This is a genomic window from Streptomyces daghestanicus (assembly GCF_020521275.1).
In the GTDB taxonomy this organism is placed as follows: Bacteria; Actinomycetota; Actinomycetes; order Streptomycetales; family Streptomycetaceae; genus Streptomyces; species Streptomyces griseoviridis.
The window spans coordinates 45,379-65,551 of record NZ_BNDX01000002.1; the positions used below are offsets into that span (position 1 = coordinate 45,379).

The window sequence follows — 20,173 nt, forward strand, 5'->3', positions numbered from 1 at the left end:
CCGACCCGTTGTCAGTGGTGCCCTCTACGGTTTGCGCATCGGACGAATCGTGGGGGACGGTCATGGCGACGGCGGGGACGACGGTGGGCGAGTGCGCGCCCGCGTGGCGCGGGGGATTCGGGCGGCTGTGGAGCGCCGCCGTGCTCTCGTCCTTCGGAGACGCGCTGCGCACGGCCGCGCTGCCCCTGCTGGCCGTGTCGCTGACCGACGACCCCCTGCTCATCGCCTCGGTGACCGCCTGCGGCTATCTGCCCTGGCTGGTCTTCGGACTGCTCGGCGGCGCGGTCGCCGACCGGGTGGACCAGCGGCGCGCGATGTGGGCCGTCGACGTGGTACGGGGGCTGCTGGTCGCGTGCTTCGCGGTGGCCGTCGGCAGCGGCCACGGCTCCATCGCACTGCTGCTCGCCCTGGCCTTCGCCCTCACCACCCTCCAGACCCTCTTCGACAACGCGGCCACGGCCCTGCTGCCCTCCCTGGTCCCCGCCGACGCGCTGGGCAGTGCCAACGCCCGGCTGCTGACCGGGCAGCGGCTGGCCGGCGGGCTGCTGGGCGGGCCGGTCGTCGCGGTGCTGCTCACGGCGAGCGCCGCCGCCCCCTTCGCGGTGGACGCCGTCACCTTCCTGCTGGCCGCCGCGCTGGTCGCCTCGCTGCGCGGCGTCGGCCCCGAGCGGGCTCACAAGGCCACCGGCGGCACCCTGCGCCGGGAGATCGCCGAGGGGCTGCGCGCCCTCGCCCGGGACCGGCTGCTGCGCGGCCTGTGCGCCGCGACCGCCCTGTGCAACATCGGCATGGGTGCCCTCATCGCCACCCTGGTGGTCCTGGTCACCGACCGGCTCGACGCGGGCACGGCCGGATACGCGGCGGTGATCACCGCGTACACCGTCGGGTCGCTGGCCGGGGGAGTGGCGCACCGCCGTCTCGTCGCCCGCACCGGGTACGGGCGCGCGGTGCTCCTCGCCGGGACCGTCCAGACCGGGGCGCTCGTCGTGATGGGGGCGGTGCGCAGCCTGCCCGTCCTGGCCGCGGCCCTGGCCGTGTTCGGCTTCCTGGGCATGGTGTGGAACGCCAGTACGGCCACGCTGACGCAGCGGCGCGCCCCGGCCGGGATGCTGGGCCGGATCAGTTCCGCCTACCGGACGCTCGGAGTGGCCGGCGCGCCGCTGGGCGCCTTGCTGGGCGGGGCCGCCGCGGCGGCCTGGGGCGCCCACACCCCGGCGCTGCTCGCCGCGGCCGTCTTCGTCCTGGCCGTCGCCGCGCTGATACCCGGGCTCCGGCCGGACGCACCCGCCACCGGAAGACGACCGTCCGACGACAGGTCAGCCCACCTCCCGTCCATTAGGTTGGGACGGCAGCGGGGCACAGCACGCAGCACGGACCGGCAGGAAAGAAGGCGGAAGTCCGACATGAACGCAGACGGCCGTACCAGGCTCGACCAGACGCCCGAATGGACCGCCCTGGCCAAGCACCGCGAGGAGCTGGGCGCGACACACCTGCGCGAGCTGTTCGCCGCGGACCCGGGCCGCGGCACCGGTTACACCCTCAGGGTGGGCGACCTCCACCTCGACTACTCCAAGCACCTGATCACCGACGAGACGCTGGCGCTGCTGCGGGAGTTGGCCGCCGCCACGGACGTCTTCGAGTTGCGGGACGCGATGTTCCGCGGGGAGAAGATCAACGTCACCGAGGGCCGGGCGGTGCTGCACACCGCGCTGCGCGCTCCGGCGGACGCGGCCGTCGAGGTCGACGGTGAGAACGTCGTGCCCGGTGTGCACGCCGTCCTGGACAAGATGGCCGGCTTCGCCGGGCGGGTGCGGTCCGGGGAGTGGACCGGCCACACCGGCCGGCGCATCCGCAACGTCGTCAACATCGGTATCGGCGGTTCCGACCTCGGTCCCGCGATGGCCTACGAGGCGCTGCGCGCGTTCACCGACCGCGAGCTGACCGTCCGCTTCGTGTCGAACGTGGACGGCGCCGACCTGCACGAGGCCGTCCGGGACCTGGACCCGGCCGAGACGCTGTTCATCGTCGCCTCCAAGACGTTCACCACGATCGAGACGATCACCAACGCCACCTCGGCGCGGGCCTGGCTGCTGGACGCGCTGAAGGACGAGGCGGCCGTCGCCAGGCATTTCGTGGCCCTGTCGACCAACGCGGAGAAGGTCGCGGACTTCGGCATCGACACGGCCAACATGTTCGGGTTCTGGGACTGGGTCGGCGGCCGGTACTCCTTCGACTCCGCGATCGGCCTGTCCCTGATGATCGCCATCGGCCCGGACCGCTTCCGCGAACTGCTCGACGGGTTCCGCATCGTCGACGACCACTTCCGCACCGCCCCCGCCGAGGCCAACGCCCCGCTGATCCTGGGCCTGCTCGGCGTCTGGTACGGCAACTTCCACGACGCCCAGTCCCACGCCGTCCTGCCCTACAGCCACTACCTGTCGAAGTTCACCGCCTATCTCCAGCAGCTCGACATGGAGTCCAACGGCAAGTCCGTCACCCGCGACGGACAGCCCGTGCGGTGGCAGACCGGACCGGTCGTGTGGGGCACCCCCGGCACCAACGGCCAGCACGCCTACTACCAGCTCATCCACCAGGGCACGAAGCTGATCCCGGCGGACTTCATCGGCTTCGCCCGCCCCGTCGCCGGGCTGGACGACCGCCTGGCCGCCCAGCACGACCTGCTGATGGCCAACTTCTTCGCCCAGACCCAGGCCCTCGCCTTCGGCAAGACCCCCGACGAGGTCCGCGCCGAAGGCGTCCCCGAGGACCTGGTCGCGCACAAGACGTTCCAGGGCAACCACCCCACGACGACCATCCTCGCGCGCGAGCTGACCCCCTCCGTCCTCGGCCAGCTCATCGCCCTCTACGAACACAAGGTCTTCGTCCAGGGCGCCATCTGGAACATCGACTCCTTCGACCAGTGGGGCGTCGAACTCGGCAAGGTCCTCGCCAAGCGCGTCGAACCCGCCCTCACCGAGGGCGCGGAGGTGCCGGGGCTGGACGCCTCCACCGAGGCCCTCGTCGGCGCCTACCGGGAGCTGCGCGGCCGGCAGTAGGCGCGGGTGAGCGACGGACCCCGTCACCCCAGGAGGAAACGACGGACCCCCGTCACCCAGGGGGGCGACGGGGGTCCGTCCGGAACAGCCGACGTCAGCCGGTCACGCCGAGGCCGGCGGGTACATCGAGCGCGGCAGCTGGGAGGCCGCCGCCGAGTCCAGCAGCCACAGCGTGCGGGCCCGGCCCACCGCGCCCGCCGCCGGGGCCTGGATCTCGCCCGCGCCGGACAGGGCGATCGCCGCGGCCTCCGCCTTGTCCTCACCGGCCGCCAGCAGCCACACCTCGCGGGCGGCCCGGATCGCCGGAAGGGTGAGGGTCACCCGGGTCGGCGGCGGCTTGGGGGCGCCGTGGACGCCGACCACCGTGCGCTCGGTCTCGCGCACCGCCGGCAGCTCCGGGAAGAGCGAGGCGACGTGCGTGTCCGGGCCGACGCCGAGGAGCAGGACGTCGAAGGCGGGCACGGCGGCGTGGTCCTCGGGCTCGGCGGCCTGTGCGAGTTCCTCCGCGTAGGCCGCCGCGGCGGCGTCGACGTCGGAGCCGTACGGGCCGTCCGAGGCGGGCATCGCGTGCACCCGCTTCGGGTCGAGACCGACCGCGTCCAGCAGGGCCTCGCGGGCCTGCGTGACATTGCGGTCCGGGTCGCCCTCGGGCAGGAACCGCTCGTCGCCCCACCACAGGTCGAGGCGGCTCCAGTCGATGGCGTCCCGGGCGGGGGAGGCCGCGAGGGCGGCCAGCAGGCCGTTGCCGTTGCGGCCACCGGTCAGGACCACGGAGGCGTGGCCCCGGGAGGCCTGCGCGTCCACGATCTTGGTGATGAGCCGGGCCGCGGCGGCCTGGGCCATCAGCTCCTTGTCGCGGTGCACGACCAGCTGAGGGGTGTGCGCGCTCACTTCGCCGCCCTCCTCTTCACCGGCGCCTTCTTCGCCGCCGCTTGAGCAGGTGCCTTGGCGGCGTCCTCGACGGGAGTGGCGACCGCGACGGCCCCCTCCCCTTTGGCCGAGCCGCCCCCACCGGCCGAGCCGCCCGAGTCCGCCAGCCGCCCGACGCCGTACCGCAGCGCCGACGCGTAGGTGTCGTCCGGGTCGAGCCGGCGCAGTTCCTCGGCGATCAGCTCGGCGGTGTCCCGGCGCTTGAGTGCCACCGCGCGGTTGGGCTGGCCCTCGATGGAGAGGTGGGCCAGCGTGCCGTCCGCCCGGTCCAGGGCGATCGGCCCGCAGTCCGTCTCCATCCGCACCGCGGTGAGGCCGGGCCCGGCGGAGCGGGACCGCCGCACCGGCACGCCGAGGCGGTCCGCGAGCCACATCCCGAGCAGCTCGCAGCTCGGGTTGAACTCCTCGCCCTCCACCTCGACGCTCTGCACCTCGCAGTCGACCTGGTCAAGGGCCGCCGCCAGCATCGAGCGCCACGGCGTGATGCGGGTCCAGGAGAGGTCGGTGTCGCCGGGGGCGTACGCCTTGGCGCGGGCCGCCAGATCCCGTACCGGCTCCTCGGAGGCGTAGGTGTCGGTGACCCGGCGCTGGGCCAGGGCACCGAGCGGGTCCTTGGCCGGTTCCAGCGGGGCGTTCACCGGCCACCACGCCACGACGGGCGCGTCGGGGAGCAGCAGCGGCAGCACCACCGACTGGGCGTGGTCGACGACATCGCCGTACAGCCGCAGGACGACCGTCTCGCCGGTGCCGGCGTCGGCGCCGAGGCGGACCTCGGCGTCCAGCCGGGACCTGGTGCGGTCCCGGGGGGAGCGCGAGACGCGCTTGATGACCAGGAGCGTGCGCGAGGGGTGCTCGTGCGCGGCGTCGCCGGCGGCCTTCAGGGCGTCGTAGGCGTTCTCCTCGTCGGTGACGATGACGAGGGTGAGCACCATGCCGACGGCCGGGGTGCCGATGGCGCGGCGGCCCTGCACCAGCGCCTTGTTGATCTTGCTGGCCGTGGTGTCCGTGAGGTCGATCTTCATGGCCGGCGCCAGCTCCGTCCGTCTCGCTCCAGCATCTCGTCCGCCTCGACCGGGCCCCAGGTACCCGCCGGGTACTGGGCCGGGGTGCCGTGGGTGTCCCAGTACTCCTCGATCGGGTCGAGGATCTTCCAGGACAGCTCGACCTCCTCCGTGCGCGGGAAGAGGTTGGCGTCGCCGAGGAGGACGTCCAGGATCAGCCGCTCGTACGCCTCGGGGCTGGACTCGGTGAAGGACTCGCCGTAGGCGAAGTCCATCGACACGTCCCGGATCTCCATCGAGGTGCCCGGCACCTTGGAGCCGAAGCGGACGGTGACGCCCTCGTCGGGCTGGACGCGGATGACGATCGCGTTCGACCCGAGTTCCTCGGTGGCCGTGGAGTCGAAGGGGGAGTGCGGGGCGCGCTGGAAGACGACCGCGATCTCGGTGACCCGCCGGCCCAGGCGCTTGCCGGTGCGCAGGTAGAAGGGGACGCCCGCCCAGCGGCGGTTGTCGATCCCGACCTTGATCGCGGCGTAGGTGTCGGTCTTCGACTTCGGGTCGATGCCGTCCTCCTCGAGGTAGCCGACCGCCGCCGCGCCGCCCTGCCAGCCCGCCGCGTACTGGGCGCGGACGGTGTCCCGGCCCAGGTCGGCGGGGAGCCGGACCGCGCCGAGGACCTTGGTCTTCTCCGCGGCCAGCGCGTCGGCGTCGAAGGAGGCGGGCTCCTCCATCGCGGTCAGCGCGAGCAGCTGCAGGAGGTGGTTCTGGATGACGTCACGGGCGGCGCCGATACCGTCGTAGTAGCCGGCCCGGCCGCCGATGCCGATGTCCTCGGCCATGGTGATCTGCACGTGGTCGACGTAGGACCGGTTCCAGATCGGCTCGAACATCGTGTTGGCGAAGCGCAGCGCCAGGATGTTCTGGACGGTCTCCTTGCCCAGGTAGTGGTCGATGCGGAAGACCTGGTCCGGGGCGAAGACCTCGTGGACGATGGCGTTGAGCTCCTCGGCCGACCTCAGGTCGTGGCCGAAGGGCTTCTCGATGACCGCGCGCCGCCAGGAACCGCCCGACTGGTCGGCCAGCCCGTGCTTCCTGAGCTGCTGGATGACCACGGGGAAGGACTTCGGCGGGACGGACAGGTAGAAGGCGAAGTTGCCGCCGGTGCCCTGGGCCTGGTCCAGTTCCCCGATGGTGTCGCGCAGCCGTTCGAACGCGTCGTCGTCGTCGAAGGTGCCCTGGACGAAGCGCATCCCCTGGATGAGCTGCTGCCAGACCTCCTCGCGGAACGGCGTACGGGCGTGCTCCTTGACGGCGTCGTGCACGACCTGGGCGAAGTCCTCGTGCTCCCAGTCGCGGCGGGCGAAGCCGACGAGTGAGAAGCCCGGCGGCAGCAGACCCCGGTTGGCGAGGTCGTAGACGGCGGGCATGAGCTTCTTGCGGGACAGATCGCCGGTGACGCCGAAGATGACCAGACCCGACGGCCCCGCGATACGCGGGAGCCGTCGGTCTGCGGGGTCACGCAGCGGGTTGCTGCTCGACAAGGATCTCAGCCCTCCGACGGGGCGAGGCGCTTGAGCTCGGCCTCGGTCGACTTCAGCAGGTCGGTCCAGGCGTCCTCGAACTTCGCCACGCCCTCGTCCTCCAGGAGCCGGACGACCTCGTCGTAGGAGATGCCGAGCGCCTCGACCGCGTCGAGGTCGGCGCGGGCCTGCTCGTACGTGCCGGAGACGGCGTCACCCTTGATCTCGCCGTGGTCCTCGGTGGCGAACAGGGTCGCCTCCGGCATGGTGTTCACCGTGTTGGGCGCGACCAGCTCGGTGACGTACATGGTGTCCTGGTACGCCTTGTCCTTGACGCCGGTGGAGGCCCACAGCGGACGCTGCCTGTGGGCGCCGGCCTTCTCCAGGGCCGCCCAGCGCTCGCCGGAGAAGATCTCCTCGTACGCCTGGTAGGCGAGACGGGCGTTGGCGAGAGCGGCCTTGCCGCGCAGCGCCTTGGCCTCGTCGGTGCCGAGCGCGTCGATCCGCTTGTCGATCTCGGTGTCCACGCGGGACACGAAGAAGGACGCGACGGAGTGGATGTCCGACAGGTCCAGGCCGCGCTCCTTGGCCTTCTCCAGGCCGGTGAGGAAGGCGTCCATGACCTTGCGGTAGCGCTCCAGCGAGAAGATCAGCGTGACGTTGACGCTGATGCCCAGGCCGATGACCTCCGCGATCGCCGGGATGCCGGCCTCGGTCGCCGGGATCTTGATGAGGGTGTTGGGGCGGTCCACCAGCCAGGCGAGCTGCTTGGCCTCGGCGACCGTCGCCTTGGTGTCGTGCGCCAGGCGCGGGTCGACCTCGATGGAGACCCGGCCGTCCTGGCCGCCGGTCGCCTCGTAGGTGGAGCGCAGGATGTCGGCGGCGTCGCGGACGTCCGCCGTCGTGATCATGCGAATGGCCTCTTCGACGGTCACCTTGCGGGCGGCCAGGTCGGAGAGCTGCTGGTCGTAACCGTCGCCCTGCGAGATCGCCTTCTGGAAGATCGACGGGTTGGTGGTGACGCCGACGACGTGCTGCTGGTCGATCAGCTCGGCGAGGTTGCCGGACGTGATCCGCTTCCGCGACAGGTCGTCCAGCCAGATCGCGACGCCTTCATCGGAGAGGCGCTTGAGTGCGTCTGTCATGGAAATTGCATCTCCTACGTGTCGTTATACGAGCGTCAGCGCTGAGCCGCGGTGAGGGATTCCCTCGCCTTTTCGACGACGTTCTCCGCAGTGAAACCGAACTCCTGGAAGAGCAGCTTGCCGTCCGCGGACGCACCGAAGTGCTCCAGGGAAACGATGCGGCCGGCGTCCCCCACGTACTTGTGCCAGGTGAGACCGATCCCGGCCTCGACCGCGACGCGGGCCCTGACGGCCGGGGGCAGGACGCTGTCCCGGTACCCCTGGTCCTGCTGCTCGAACCACTCGACGGACGGCATCGAGACGACCCGGGTCGGCGTCCCGTCGGCCTGGAGCCGCTCGCGCGCCTCGACGGCGACGTGCACCTCGGAGCCGGTGGCGATCAGGATCACCTCGGGCTCGCCGCCCTCGGCCTCGAACAGCACGTAGCCGCCCTTGGCCGCGTCCTCGTTGGGCTCGTACGTCGGCACGCCCTGGCGGGTCAGCGCCAGACCGTGCGGCTGGCCCTTGCCGTACTCCTTCGTCCAGCGGCGCAGGATCTCGCGCCAGGCGATGGCGGTCTCGTTGGCGTCGGCCGGCCGGACCACGTTCAGGCCCGGGATGGCGCGCAGCGAGGCCAGGTGCTCGACCGGCTGGTGGGTCGGGCCGTCCTCGCCGAGGCCGATGGAGTCGTGCGTCCAGACGTACGTCACCGGCAGGTGCATCAGCGCGGAGAGGCGGACGGCGTTGCGCATGTAGTCGGAGAACACCAGGAAGGTGCCGCCGTAGATGCGGGTGTTGCCGTGCAGCGCGATGCCGTTCATCTCCGCGCCCATGGAGTGCTCGCGGATGCCGAAGTGGATGGTGCGGCCGTACGGGCTCGCCTCCGGCAGCGGGTTGCCCTCGGGGAGGAAGGACGACGTCTTGTCGATCGTGGTGTTGTTCGACCCGGCCAGGTCGGCGGAGCCGCCCCACAGCTCGGGGATGACCCCGCCGAGCGCCTGGAGGACCTTGCCGGAGGCGGCGCGGGTGGCGACACCCTTGCCGGTCTCGAAGACCGGGATCTTCTCCTCCCAGCCCTCGGGCAGCTCACCGCGCGCGATCCGGTCGTACTCGGCGGCGCGCTCGGGGTTGTTGTCCCGCCACTGCTGGTACGACTTCTCCCAGACGGCGCGGGCCGCCTGGCCCTTCTCCAGGGCCTTGCGGGTGTGCTCGATCACCTCGGGGGCGACCTCGAAGGACTGCTCCGGGTCGAAGCCGAGGACGCGCTTGGTGGCCGCGACCTCGTCGTCGCCGAGCGCCGAGCCGTGCGCGGCCTCGGTGTTCTGCGCGTTCGGGGCGGGCCAGGCGATGATCGAGCGCATCGCGATGAAGGAGGGGCGGTCGGTGACCTTCTTCGCCGCCTCGATCGCGTCGTAGATGGCGTTCGGGTCCAGGTCGCCGTCCGGCTTCGGGGCGACCCGCTGGACGTGCCAGCCGTACGCCTCGTACCGCTTGACGGTGTCCTCGGAGACGGCGGTCTCGGTGTCGCCCTCGATCGAGATGTGGTTGTCGTCCCACAGCAGGATCAGGTTGCCGAGCTTCTGGTGGCCCGCGAGGGAGGACGCCTCGGCGGAGATGCCCTCCTGGAGGCAGCCGTCACCGGCGATGCAGTAGACGAAGTGGTCGAACGGCGACTCGCCGGCCGGTGCCTCCGGGTCGAACAGGCCGCGCTCGTAGCGGGCGGCCATCGCCATGCCCACCGCGTTGGCGACACCCTGGCCCAGCGGGCCGGTCGTGGTCTCCACGCCCGTGGTGTGGCCGTACTCCGGGTGACCGGGGGTCTTCGAACCCCACGTCCGGAAGGACTTCAGGTCGTCCAGCTCCAGGCCGAAGCCGGCCAGGTACAGCTGGGTGTAGAGGGTCAGGGACGAGTGGCCCGCGGACAGCACGAAACGGTCCCGTCCGACCCAGTTCGCGTCGGCGGGGTCGTGCCGCATCACCTTCTGGAAGAGGGTGTAGGCGGCGGGAGCCAGGCTCATCGCCGTACCCGGATGGCCGTTACCGACCTTCTGTACGGCGTCGGCGGCCAGGACGCGTGCGGTGTCGACCGCCCGCTGGTCCAGCTCGGTCCACTCAAGGTCTGTGGTGGTCGGCTTGGTGCTCACCCTGGGTCAGGGCTCCTCTCCACAAGTCGGATGCCGGTGCGCACGAGGGTGCTCACCGGCTGCCGGCGTTCTTTCGGCATCGGCCGGCCGCTGTCGAGCCTACCCCCGTGAGTACGTGCGCTTTTCCCCGCTATTCCAGACTGCCGGGAGTCCGGATGATCCGCCTGTCGACCGGGTGAAACGGCATTCGGCACATGAATACGGAGGCGCTCATCTGACTGCTCGATCGACTCCGTGTACGCACGTCGGAGCACGGCCGCCAACACGACCCCACCCCCGCGAAGGCCGGGGTACGGGCGCGGTCTAAAGTGGCGTGGTACGCGCGAGCCTTTACCCGCACTTCACACGGGGATGCACGGGAAGCTCGCTGGGATGTCTCTGTCAGGGGTGTGCGTGACGGCCGTTGAATCCCGTCCTGCGGGGGTTATCGGGACGAGCCAGAGCCCGAGTCACCGGCCGTTCGGGGCCCGTGTCAAGGCGTTCGTGGCACTGACCAAGCCGCGGATCATCGAGCTTCTGCTGATCACCACCGTTCCGGTGATGTTCCTCGCCGAGCAGGGCGTGCCCGATCTGAAGCTGGTGCTGCTGACCTGTGTCGGCGGCTACCTCTCCGCGGGCGGCGCCAACGCGCTGAACATGTACATCGACCGGGACATCGACGCGCTGATGGACCGCACGTCGCAGCGTCCGCTGGTCACCGGCATGGTCAGCCCGGTCGAGTGCCTGGTCTTCGGCATCACCCTCGCGGTGGTCTCCACGCTGCTGTTCGGCCTCACCGTCAACTGGTTCTCGGCCTGGCTCTCCCTCGGCGCGCTCCTCTTCTACGTCGTCGTCTACACGATGATCCTCAAGCGCCGCACCTCCCAGAACATCGTCTGGGGCGGGATCGCCGGCTGTCTGCCGGTGCTGATCGGCTGGTCCGCGGTGACGAACTCGATCTCCTGGGCGCCGGTCATCCTCTTCCTGGTCATGTTCTTCTGGACGCCGCCGCACTACTGGCCGCTGTCCATGAAGGTCAAGGACGACTACGCGCGCGTCGGCGTGCCGATGCTGCCGGTCATCGCCTCCAACAAGGTCGTCGCCAAGCAGATCGTCATCTACAGCTGGGTGATGGTCGTCGTCTCCCTGCTGCTGACCCCGCTCGGCTACACCGGCTGGTTCTACACGGCCGTGGCGCTGCTCGCGGGCGGCATGTGGCTGTGGGAGGCGCACGGGCTGCAGAACCGGGCGAAGGCGGAGGCGACGGGGACGAAGCTGAAGGAGATGCGGCTGTTCCACTGGTCGATCACCTATGTGTCGGTGCTGTTCCTCGCCGTGGCGGTGGACCCGTTCCTGCGCTGACCCGGCTTCGACGGGCGGGGCACGTGGCCCGGACCACGTGCCCCGCCCGTCGCCGTTTCCGCTACCCGTCGGTAGCATCTGGCCATGGCAGACACGCAGCAGGAAGACACGCGGCAGGGTGACGCGAAGGCCGAGCGGACCGTGACCAGGCTGGCCGGGCGGATCGGTGCCTTCTCCAAGGCGCACGGCGGGGCCGAGGGGCAGGTGGCCTATCTCGGGCAGCGCGGGGCGCGGATCGTGCTCGTCGGGGCGGACGGGGACTGGGGCGACGTGGTCGCGCCCTCGTACGAGATCGCGGAGAAGGCGGTCGAGAAGGCCGGGATCACCGTCCACGAGTCCTTCGACGGCGAGTTCGCGGGCAAGGTGCGCACGGGACCGTACGAGTGGTCCCGGATGGCCGGCCTCCAGCTCGGCGGGCCCCGCAACACCTGAACCCGCCCGGGGCATCACCTGGGACCCGGTTCACCCGTTAGGACTCGTGAGCAGCAGCACGGCGTCCACACGGGGAGCCCGGATGATCGACACGCCGTCCCTGGTGGACCAGTACTGCCACGGCGTCCTCCGCACCGAGCTGGGTCTCGGCACCTTCGAGGCCCAGCTCGGCCGTACCGAGGGGCCGCCCGCGCCGGGCACCACCCTGTTCGACACCCAGACCGGGTTCGCGGTACGCCGCTGGTGTCCGCCCCTGCTCGGCCTGGAGCCGCACTGCCCGCCGGCCCGCTACCTCGCCCGGCGTCGCGAACTGGGTGTGCTGGAGGCGGACCGCAGGCTGCTGCGCGGCAGTGGCATCACCACCTACCTGGTGGACACCGGGCCGCCCGGCGACCTCACCGGACCCGCCGAGATCGCCGCGGCGGCGGGGGCCGACGCCCATGAGGTCGTGCGGCTCGAACCGCTGGCCGAGCAGGTGGCCGACACCTCCGGCACGGTGGAGTCCTTCCTCGCCAATCTCGCCGAGGCGGTGCACGGGGCCGCCGCCCACGCCGCCGCCTTCACCACCGTCGCCGCCCTGCGGCACGGCCTGGCGCTGGCCCCCGAACCGCCGGAGCCGGGCGCGGTGCGCGGCGCCGCAGGCCGCTGGCTGGCCGCCCGGCCGGTCGGCGGCGAGCTGAGCGACCCGGTGCTCCTGCGCCACCTGCTGTGGACCGCCGTCGCCTCCGGACTGCCGCTCCAGCTCCACGCGGGCCTCGGCGAACCCGGCCGGCACACCGACCGCACCGACCCGGTGCTGCTCACCGACTTCGTCCGGGCCACCGCCGGTCTCGGCACCGACCTGGTGCTGCTGCACGGCTATCCGTACCACCGGCACGCCGCCCACCTCGCCGGTGTCTTCCCGCACGTCTACGCCGACTCCGGGGCCGCCCTGGTCCGCACCGGCGCCCGCGCCGCCACCGTCCTCGCCGAGATCCTGGAGCTGGCCCCCTTCGGCAAGATCCTTTTCTCCAGCGGCGGCCGGGGCCTGCCCGAGCTGCACGTCGTCGGCGCCCGGCTGTTCCGCGAGGTCCTCGGCCGGGTGCTCGGCACCTGGGTGGCCGAGGGGGCGTGGTCGCTCGGGGACGCCCGGCGGGTGGCGGGCCTGATCGCGTCGGGGAACGCGGAGCGGGTGTACCGGCTGCGGTGAGGAAGCCGGTGACCCGGGGCGGACAAGGGGTGCGGAAAGCCGGTGTACAGAACGGCGGCGCGCACCGAGACTGGGCGGATGCGGCAGACCGACGCCCTGCTCGACCGTTTCCTCACCGGCCTCGCGCCGCTGGACCCCGTCGCCGTCTGGGCGCACGGGTCACTGGCCGGCGGCGACTACCAGGAGGGCCGCAGCGACCTCGACCTGATCGCGGTCCTGCGGGAGCCACCGGCGGCCCGGACGGTGTGGCGGCTCGCCCTGCTGCACGCCCGGCTGCGCGCCGAGCCGCTGGCCGCGAAGCTGCACTGCTCCTACCTGGCCCCCGGCAGCGCGGCCGACGCCGAACGGCGCCACCTGACCTGGGCCCACGAGCAGCTCTACCGCCGTACGGTCACCCCGGTCACCCGGCGGGAGCTGCACTCCTTCGGCCGGGTGCTGCACGGCCGCCCGCCCGCCGGTCTGCTGCCGCCGGTGCCGGACGCGGAACTCGCCGGGTACATCGTGCGGAACATGCGGGAGTACTGGCGGCCGGTCGTGTCCCGTCCCGCGCTGTGGCGGGAGGACGTGTGGGTCGACCTCGGCCTGCTGGTCCTCGCCCGCGCCACCGTCACCCTGCGGGACGGCCGGCTGATCTCGAAGCGGGAGGCCCTTGCGGAACTGCCCCGGCTGGGCGCCCCCGCCGAGGTCGTCGAGGACATCACCGCCCGGCGCTACGGCGATCCCGCGCCGCCCACCGAGGAGTGGCTCGCGCGCCGGGCCGCGCTGACCCGCGCCTACCTGGGCCCGGCGATCGACACGCTGGTCGCGCCGTACTCCTGAACCGGCAGCGCGTCGGCCGGGCCCGCCGGACGCTCGCGCAGCGCCAGCAGGACGCGCAGGGCGCCGATCCACACCAGGCACGAGCCGACCATGTGCACGCCGACGAGGACCTCCGGCAGGTCGGTGAAGTACTGCACGTACCCGATGACCCCCTGGGCGAGCAGGATCAGGAACAGGTCGCGGGTGCGGGCCAGCGGGCCCTTGGGCGCGTCGACGGCCTTCAGCACGAACCACAGGGCGAAGGTCAGCGTCACCACGACCCACGCCAGCACGGCGTGCGCCTTGCTGACCGTCTCCCAGTCGAACGGCATCCGCGGGACCTCGCTGGAGTCACCCGCGTGCGGACCGGCGCCGGTGACCACCGTGCCGACCGCGATCAGCAGGACGGTGACGCCGGTGAGCACCCACACCAGCTGCTGGACGGAGGCACCGACCAGGGGGCGCGGTGCCGCGTCGCCCTCCCGGGTGCGCTGCCACATCAGGGTCGCGACCGCGATCAGCGCGGTCGACAGCAGGAAGTGCGCGGCGACCGTGTACGGGTTCAGACCGACCAGGACGACGATGCCGCCGAGGATCGCGTTGCCCATCACGACCCAGAACTGTGCCCAGCCGAGCCGGGTCAGCGAGCGCCGGTACGGCTTCTCGGACCGGGCGGCGATGATCGCCCAGCCGACCGCCGCGCACAGCACGTAGGTCAGCAGCCGGTTGCCGAACTCGATGACGCCGTGGAAGCCCATCTCGCTGGTGGTGGTGAGCGACTCGTCCGTGCACTTCGGCCAGGTCGGGCAGCCCAGGCCGGAGCCGGTCAGCCGGACGGCGCCGCCGGTGCCGACGATGATCACCGCCATCACGAGGGCGGACAGGGCCGACCGCTGCACGGTCCGGGGCCGCGGGGTCCAGCGCGCGGCGATGAAGGCGAGCGGGTTGCGCACGGCGGCTGCGATGTCGTCGCGGGTCACGTTTGGCACGCGGTCCATCGTAGGGGGGTGCTTGTGCACTCTTTCACGAGGGGTACCGCCGCCGGGTTACTCCCAGCGGAAGAACTTCCCCGCCGCCGCCAGTCCCGCGACCGCCCATACGGCGAGGACGCCCAGGTCGCCCCAGGGCATCCCGGCGCCGTGCTGGAGGACGTCGCGCAGTCCGTCGGAGAGCGCGGAGATGGGCAGCAGGCCCAGGATGTCCTGCGCGGCGGCCGGGAACTTGTCCAGCGGCACGATCACGCCGCCGCCGACGAGCAGCAGCAGGAAGACCAGGTTGGCGGCGGCCAGCGTCGCCTCGGCCTTCAGCGTGCCGGCCATCAGCAGTCCGAGGCCGGAGAAGGCCGCCGTGCCGAGGACCAGCAGCAGGAGCACGGCGAACGGGTCGCCGTGCGGGGACCAGCCCAGCGCGAAGGCGATCACCGTGAGCAGGACGACCTGGAGCACCTCGGTGACCAGCACGGACAGCGTCTTGGCGGTCATCAGGCCCCAGCGCGGCAGCGGTGAGGACGCCAGCCGCTTCAGCACTCCGTAACGGCGTTCGAAGCCGGTGGCGATGGCCTGGCCGGTGAACGCCGTCGACATCACCGCGAGCGCCAGGACGCCGGGGGCGAGGAAGTCGACGGACTCGCCCGCCCCGGTGTCGATGATGTCCACCGAGCTGAAGAGCACGAGGAGCAGCGTCGGGATGATCACCGTCAGCAGCAGCTGCTCGCCGTTGCGCAGCAGCATCTTCGTCTCCAGCACGGCCTGCGCGGCGATCATGCGGGGCAGGGGCGCGGCACCGGGCCTCGGCGCGTACGTCCCGGCGGGGGTGGCGGTCACGGGCGCAGCTCCTTGCCGGTCAGTTCCAGGAAGACGTCCTCCAGGGTGTGCCGCTCGACCGAGATCCGGTCCGGCATCACCCCGTGCTGGGCGCACCACGAGGTCACCGTCGCCAGCAGCTGCGGGTCGATCTTTCCGGTGACCCGGTACGCGCCCGGGGTCAGCTCGGCCGCGGCGGAGTCGGCCGGGAGCGCCTTGAGCAGGCTCGCCACGTCCAGGCCGGGGCGGCCGGTGAAGCGCAGGGTGTTCTCGGCGCCGCCGCGGCACAGCTCGTCGGGCGAGCCCTGGGCGATGACCCGGCCCGCGTCGATGATGGCGACGTCGTCGGCGAGCTGCTCGGCCTCGTCCATGTGGTGGGTGGTGAGGATGACCGAGACGCCGTCGGCGCGCAGGTCGCGGACCAGGTCCCAGGTGGCGCGGCGGGCCTGCGGGTCGAGTCCGGCGGTCGGCTCGTCCAGGAAGACCAGCTCGGGGCGCCCCACCACGGCCATCGCCAGGGCGAGCCGCTGCTGCTGGCCGCCGGAGAGCCGGCGGTACGCGGTCCGGCCGCAGGAGCCGAGGCCGAGGCGCTCGATCAGGGCGTCCACGTCCAGCGGGTGGGAGTGCAGCCTGGCGACGTGCCGCAGCATCTCCTCGGCGCGGGCGCCGGAGTAGACGCCGCCGGACTGCAGCATCACCCCGACCCGGGGCCGCAGCTCGGCGGCCTGGCGCAGGGGGTCGAGGCCCAGGACGCGGACCGTGCCGGAATCCGGCCGCCGGTACCCCTCGCAGGTCTCGACCGTGGTCGTCTTGCCCGCCCCGTTGGGACCGAGGACGGCGGTCACGCCCGTCCGGGCCACCAGGTCGAGGCCGTCCACCGCGGTCTTCGTGCCGTACCGCTTCACCAGGGCCTGGACCTGGACCACGGGCTCGCTTCGCATGGGTCACGAGTCTAGGTACGGCCGCGCCGGACCGGGCGCGGGGGTGCGGGCTGTCCTCCGCACGGGTTCTCCGGCAGGGGGGGGCCGGGGGCGGCTTTCTCTGTCCGGAGCTGGTCCCGGGGCCGGCGCGGCGCGAGTGTCCGGTGCCGCGCCAGGCAACGTCCGCCCTGTCGATGACGACGTTGAGCCGGAGCGATGTCACGCGGTCCCGTGGTCAGCCTTGGGGCTCCTGCGGTGTGGCCTCGACCTCGCGCAGGCTCTGCTCTGTGAGTTCGGTGCGTGCCTCGGTGCGGTGCCCCCGGGCGATGTAGTCACGCACGACCGCTTCGACGGCGTCCTGGGGCGATCCGACCCCGGCCAGGACCATCACTTCCACCACCAGTTCGGCATCGAGACTGATGTTGACCTTGGCCACGGGCGGCCCCCCTTCGTCGAGCCGGGACTCTACAGGCGTACGGCAGCCACTGGTTGCGCTCCGGTTCGATGGCCACGGGACGGCAACAGGGCGACGTCGCTCGATGCCGCGCTGGGGCCTGTCGTTCGGATCACGCCGCGGACGCGGGGCCTGGCACGCGCACCTGCCGCGTTGTCGTCACTCGCCGGCGCTCCGCGTCGACTCCCTCCTCCGCCTTGCGTCCGCACGCACCAGGCCCCGCTCACCGGCGCGAGGAAGGCACAGCCGATTCCCCGCGACCTGATCCGAACGACAGGCGCTAGTCCCGGGGCCGGTGCAGTGCGAGCCAGCGCTCGGCGTAGGCCACCGCGTCCGCCACCGGGAAGAGCCGGGCGTCCGCCGCGCCGACCGTCCCGCGGACGACGGGCCGGTCCCGTTCGAAGTCGTGCCCCAGTTCGTCGAAGCGGTCCGAGGTGATCGACACCTCGGTCACCCGCTCCCAGCCGTACGGGCCCGGCCGGCCCACCTCGACCAGCGGCGACGGTATCCGGTACTCGGCCAGGTGGAAGGCGGTGCACGAGCCGTAGCCGGCGCCGAGGAGCAGGACCCTGGCGCCCGTGCGCTCCAGCGTGGCCAGGGGGCTGCGCTCGCCGAGCCGGCAGTCGGCGGCGTGCCCGGACACGACCTCGGCGGCGCGCGGGCCGACCGCCGCGAACGAGGTCTGCGGATGCGCGCTGCGCAGGGCGCCCGGCCAGGTCCGTACGGTCTCCGGGACGACCCCGACGCCTCGGCTCGGGGTGGTGGCGGGGTCGTACGGGGGCATGGCGTTGCGGATCGTCGGCCACCACTCCTCGGGCACCGGCGGGTCCTGCCACAGGGCCGGGTCGGAGAGGTCGGCGGTCTGGGTCGGCACGACCAGCGTGCCATCCGGGCCGAGCGCGTCGAGGAGGCCCTGGACCACGGCCACGGCGCCGCCGCAGACCCAGCCGAGGGAGCGGAGCGAGGAGTGCACGAGCAGGGTCTCGCCGTCGCGCACGCCCAGGGCGCGCAGGCCGGCGGCGAGGGCGCCGCGAGTGACGAGTGGGCCGGTGGGGGCGGGTGCGGGCATGTTCGCGAGTGTCCCCGAGCGACGGGGCGTACGCTACCGTCTTTGATCGACCAATGATCGTTTTCGCAGGTCAGATTAGGTAAACCTAAGTGACGTACGGCACCGTGGGGCCGCCCGGACGCCGCTTGCCGGGCTCCGAGTAATTACGCAACAATGGCGTTGTGAAAAACGTCGGCGAAGCATCCCAGCAGGAGGAGCTGGCGACCGGGGAGCGTTCCACGCGCAACCGGGTCGCGCGGTCCATCCTGGACCACGGGCCGTCGACCGTCGCCGAGCTGGCCACCCGCCTCGGCCTCACCCAGGCCGCCGTCCGCCGTCACCTCGACGCGCTGACCGGCGACAATGTGGTGGAACCCCGGGAGCGCAGGATCTACGGCACGCGCACGCGCGGGCGGCCCGCGAAGGTGTTCGCCCTCACCGACTGCGGCCGGGACGCCTTCGACCAGTCCTACGACAAGCTCGCCGTGGACGCGCTGCGCTGGATCGCCGAGCGCGAGGGCGGGGAGCAGGCGGTGGCCGCCTTCGCCCGCGCCCGGATCGCCGCGCAGTCCGGCGCGTACCGCAAGGCGGTCGAGGCGGCACCCCCGGAGCGGCGCGCGGAAGCACTGGCCAAGGCCCTGAGCGCGGACGGGTACGCCGCGACCGCGCGCAGCGCCCCCCGCCCCGAGCAGGGCGAGCAGCTCTGCCAGCACCACTGCCCGGTCGCGCACGCCGCCGAGAAGTTCCCGCAGCTGTGCGAGGCGGAGACGGAATTCTTCGCGGAGCTGCTCGGTACGCACGTACAGCGGCTGGCGACCATCGCGCACGGCGACGGCGTCTGCACGACGTTCATCCCCAGGAACGCCCCCAAGGGTTCCCCGGAGATGTCCCACAAGTTTTCCAAGATCAGCGATATCGCTTCTGCAAGCACGGCCGGGAGGAACCCCGCATGACGCTCCCCACGGAGACTGCCCACCCCGAGCTCGACGGCCTGGGCAAGTACGAATACGGCTGGGCCGACTCCGACACGGCCGGCGCCTCCGCCAAGCGTGGCATCAACGAGGACGTCGTCCGCGACATCTCCGCGAAGAAGTCCGAGCCGGAGTGGATGACCAAGCTCCGCCTCAAGGGCCTGAAGCTCTTCGAGAAGAAGCCCATGCCGAACTGGGGCTCGGACCTCTCCGGCATCGACTTCGACAACATCAAGTACTTCGTGCGCTCCACGGAGAAGCAGGCGGAGTCCTGGGAGGACCTGCCCGAGGACATCAAGAACACCTACGACAAGCTGGGCATCCCGGAGGCCGAGAAGCAGCGCCTCGTCGCCGGTGTGGCCGCCCAGTACGAGTCGGAGGTCGTCTACCACCAGATCCGCGAGGACCTGGAGGAGCAGGGCGTCATCTTCCTGGACACCGACACGGCGCTCAAGGAGCACCCGGAGCTGTTCAAGGAGTACTTCGGCACGGTCATCCCGGCCGGCGACAACAAGTTCGCCGCGCTGAACACGGCCGTGTGGTCCGGCGGCTCCTTCATCTACGTGCCCAAGGGCGTGCACGTCGAGATCCCGCTCCAGGCCTACTTCCGGATCAACACCGAGAACATGGGCCAGTTCGAGCGGACCCTGATCATCGTCGACGAGGGTGCCTATGTGCACTACGTCGAGGGCTGCACGGCGCCGATCTACAAGTCGGACTCCCTGCACTCCGCGGTCGTCGAGATCATCGTCAAGAAGAACGCCCGCTGCCGCTACACGACCATCCAGAACTGGTCGAACAACGTCTACAACCTGGTCACCAAGCGCGCCGTGGCGTACGAGGGCGCGACCATGGAGTGGATCGACGGCAACATCGGCTCCAAGGTGACGATGAAGTACCCGGCCGTCTACCTGATGGGCGAGCACGCCAAGGGCGAGACCCTGTCCATCGCCTTCGCGGGCGAGGGCCAGCACCAGGACGCCGGCGCCAAGATGGTCCACATGGCTCCGAACACCTCCTCGAACATCGTCTCCAAGTCGGTGGCGCGAGGCGGTGGGCGTACCTCCTACCGCGGTCTGATCGAGATCGGCGAGGGCGCCCCCGGCTCCAAGTCCAACGTGCTGTGCGACGCGCTGCTCGTGGACACCATCTCCCGCTCGGACACCTACCCCTACGTGGACGTCCGCGAGGACGACGTGTCCATGGGCCACGAGGCGACCGTCTCCAAGGTCTCCGAGGACCAGCTCTTCTACCTGATGAGCCGCGGCCTCTCCGAGGACGAGGCGATGGCGATGATCGTGCGCGGCTTCGTCGAGCCGATCGCCAAGGAGCTGCCGATGGAGTACGCCCTCGAACTCAACCGGCTGATCGAGCTGCAGATGGAAGGCGCGGTCGGCTGACCCCCGCCCCGCGCCCCTGAAGCCCCTTACGTAACGGAAAGCG

At 71.7% G+C, this 20,173-nt stretch carries 17 protein-coding genes and 1 pseudogene; 8 read left to right on the top strand and 10 right to left on the bottom strand.

What is annotated here, in order from left to right; all coding sequences use genetic code 11:
* Window positions 1–62: 62 nt before the first annotated feature.
* Window positions 63–1,274 (top strand): annotated as a pseudogene (locus tag Sdagh_RS00310) (MFS transporter); the annotation flags it as partial.
* 129 nt (window positions 1,275–1,403) lie between these two features.
* Window positions 1,404–3,056 (top strand): glucose-6-phosphate isomerase, encoded by a 1,653-nt coding sequence (gene pgi, locus Sdagh_RS00315; RefSeq protein ID WP_226534661.1) that lies wholly within the window; start codon window positions 1,404–1,406, stop codon window positions 3,054–3,056.
* Window positions 3,057–3,158: 102 nt separating this feature from the next.
* Here pgi and pgl read toward each other — a convergent pair whose 3' ends face one another.
* From pgl to tkt, 5 genes are read right to left on the bottom strand one after another with little or no spacing between them, the layout of a single operon-like run.
* A complete protein-coding gene (gene pgl, locus Sdagh_RS00320) occupies window positions 3,159–3,947 on the bottom strand; it encodes a 6-phosphogluconolactonase (protein ID WP_226534398.1) in 789 nt (262 codons plus the stop codon).
* On the bottom strand, window positions 3,944–5,008 hold the full coding sequence (gene opcA, locus Sdagh_RS00325) for a glucose-6-phosphate dehydrogenase assembly protein OpcA (protein WP_189425253.1): 1,065 nt from the start codon (window positions 5,006–5,008) through the stop codon (window positions 3,944–3,946). Before opcA ends, pgl begins: the two co-directional genes overlap by 4 nt.
* Window positions 5,005–6,537 carry a glucose-6-phosphate dehydrogenase gene (gene zwf / locus Sdagh_RS00330; protein ID WP_308288734.1) on the bottom strand — a complete coding sequence of 511 codons (1,533 nt, stop codon included), beginning with the start codon at window positions 6,535–6,537 and terminating at the stop codon, window positions 5,005–5,007. The genes opcA and zwf overlap by 4 nt, the downstream gene beginning before the upstream one ends.
* Window positions 6,534–7,652 (bottom strand): transaldolase, encoded by a 1,119-nt coding sequence (gene tal / locus Sdagh_RS00335; protein WP_190011554.1) that lies wholly within the window; start codon window positions 7,650–7,652, stop codon window positions 6,534–6,536. The genes zwf and tal overlap by 4 nt, the downstream gene beginning before the upstream one ends.
* Before the next feature lie 35 nt (window positions 7,653–7,687).
* Window positions 7,688–9,775 (bottom strand): transketolase, encoded by a 2,088-nt coding sequence (gene tkt, locus Sdagh_RS00340; RefSeq protein WP_189421652.1) that lies wholly within the window; start codon window positions 9,773–9,775, stop codon window positions 7,688–7,690.
* A gap of 372 nt (window positions 9,776–10,147) precedes the next feature.
* On the opposite strand from tkt, the gene Sdagh_RS00345 reads away from it, so the two are divergent.
* The 4 genes from Sdagh_RS00345 (at window position 10,148) to Sdagh_RS00360 (ending at window position 13,556) form a co-directional block, all read left to right on the top strand.
* The gene (locus Sdagh_RS00345) at window positions 10,148–11,116 is read left to right on the top strand and encodes a heme o synthase (protein WP_370594878.1); all 969 of its coding nucleotides are present in this window, start codon (window positions 10,148–10,150) and stop codon (window positions 11,114–11,116) included.
* 84 nt (window positions 11,117–11,200) lie between these two features.
* A complete protein-coding gene (locus Sdagh_RS00350; RefSeq protein ID WP_189421653.1) occupies window positions 11,201–11,548 on the top strand; it encodes a hypothetical protein in 348 nt (115 codons plus the stop codon).
* Window positions 11,549–11,630: 82 nt separating this feature from the next.
* Window positions 11,631–12,737: an amidohydrolase family protein gene (locus tag Sdagh_RS00355; RefSeq protein ID WP_190078006.1), complete on the top strand. Its 1,107-nt coding sequence runs from the start codon at window positions 11,631–11,633 to the stop codon at window positions 12,735–12,737.
* 78 nt (window positions 12,738–12,815) lie between these two features.
* On the top strand, window positions 12,816–13,556 hold the full coding sequence (locus Sdagh_RS00360) for a nucleotidyltransferase family protein (RefSeq protein WP_190078007.1): 741 nt from the start codon (window positions 12,816–12,818) through the stop codon (window positions 13,554–13,556).
* On the opposite strand, the gene Sdagh_RS00365 is transcribed toward Sdagh_RS00360, so the two are convergent.
* The 5 genes from Sdagh_RS00365 to Sdagh_RS00385 form a co-directional block, all read right to left on the bottom strand.
* A complete protein-coding gene (locus tag Sdagh_RS00365) occupies window positions 13,511–14,533 on the bottom strand; it encodes a COX15/CtaA family protein (RefSeq protein WP_190078008.1) in 1,023 nt (340 codons plus the stop codon). The two genes, Sdagh_RS00360 and Sdagh_RS00365, sit on opposite strands and share 46 nt — an antisense overlap.
* Before the next feature lie 48 nt (window positions 14,534–14,581).
* A complete protein-coding gene (locus tag Sdagh_RS00370) occupies window positions 14,582–15,298 on the bottom strand; it encodes an ABC transporter permease (protein ID WP_226534664.1) in 717 nt (238 codons plus the stop codon).
* A 56-nt stretch (window positions 15,299–15,354) separates the two neighbouring features.
* The gene (locus Sdagh_RS00375) at window positions 15,355–16,278 is read right to left on the bottom strand and encodes an ABC transporter ATP-binding protein (RefSeq protein ID WP_189421658.1); all 924 of its coding nucleotides are present in this window, start codon (window positions 16,276–16,278) and stop codon (window positions 15,355–15,357) included.
* A 214-nt stretch (window positions 16,279–16,492) separates the two neighbouring features.
* Window positions 16,493–16,693 (bottom strand): type II toxin-antitoxin system VapB family antitoxin, encoded by a 201-nt coding sequence (locus Sdagh_RS00380; protein WP_189421659.1) that lies wholly within the window; start codon window positions 16,691–16,693, stop codon window positions 16,493–16,495.
* A 298-nt stretch (window positions 16,694–16,991) separates the two neighbouring features.
* A complete protein-coding gene (locus tag Sdagh_RS00385; protein ID WP_190011548.1) occupies window positions 16,992–17,780 on the bottom strand; it encodes an AAC(3) family N-acetyltransferase in 789 nt (262 codons plus the stop codon).
* Between the two features lie 161 nt (window positions 17,781–17,941).
* Here Sdagh_RS00385 and Sdagh_RS00390 point away from each other — a divergent pair, with 161 nt between their 5' ends.
* Together Sdagh_RS00390 and sufB are read left to right on the top strand one after the other, a co-directional pair.
* Window positions 17,942–18,712 carry a helix-turn-helix transcriptional regulator gene (locus Sdagh_RS00390; RefSeq protein ID WP_190078010.1) on the top strand — a complete coding sequence of 257 codons (771 nt, stop codon included), beginning with the start codon at window positions 17,942–17,944 and terminating at the stop codon, window positions 18,710–18,712.
* Window positions 18,709–20,130, top strand: a complete 1,422-nt coding sequence (gene sufB, locus Sdagh_RS00395) for a Fe-S cluster assembly protein SufB (RefSeq protein WP_189421662.1) — start codon at window positions 18,709–18,711, stop codon at window positions 20,128–20,130. Before Sdagh_RS00390 ends, sufB begins: the two co-directional genes overlap by 4 nt.
* The last annotated feature ends 43 nt before the right edge of the window (window positions 20,131–20,173 follow it).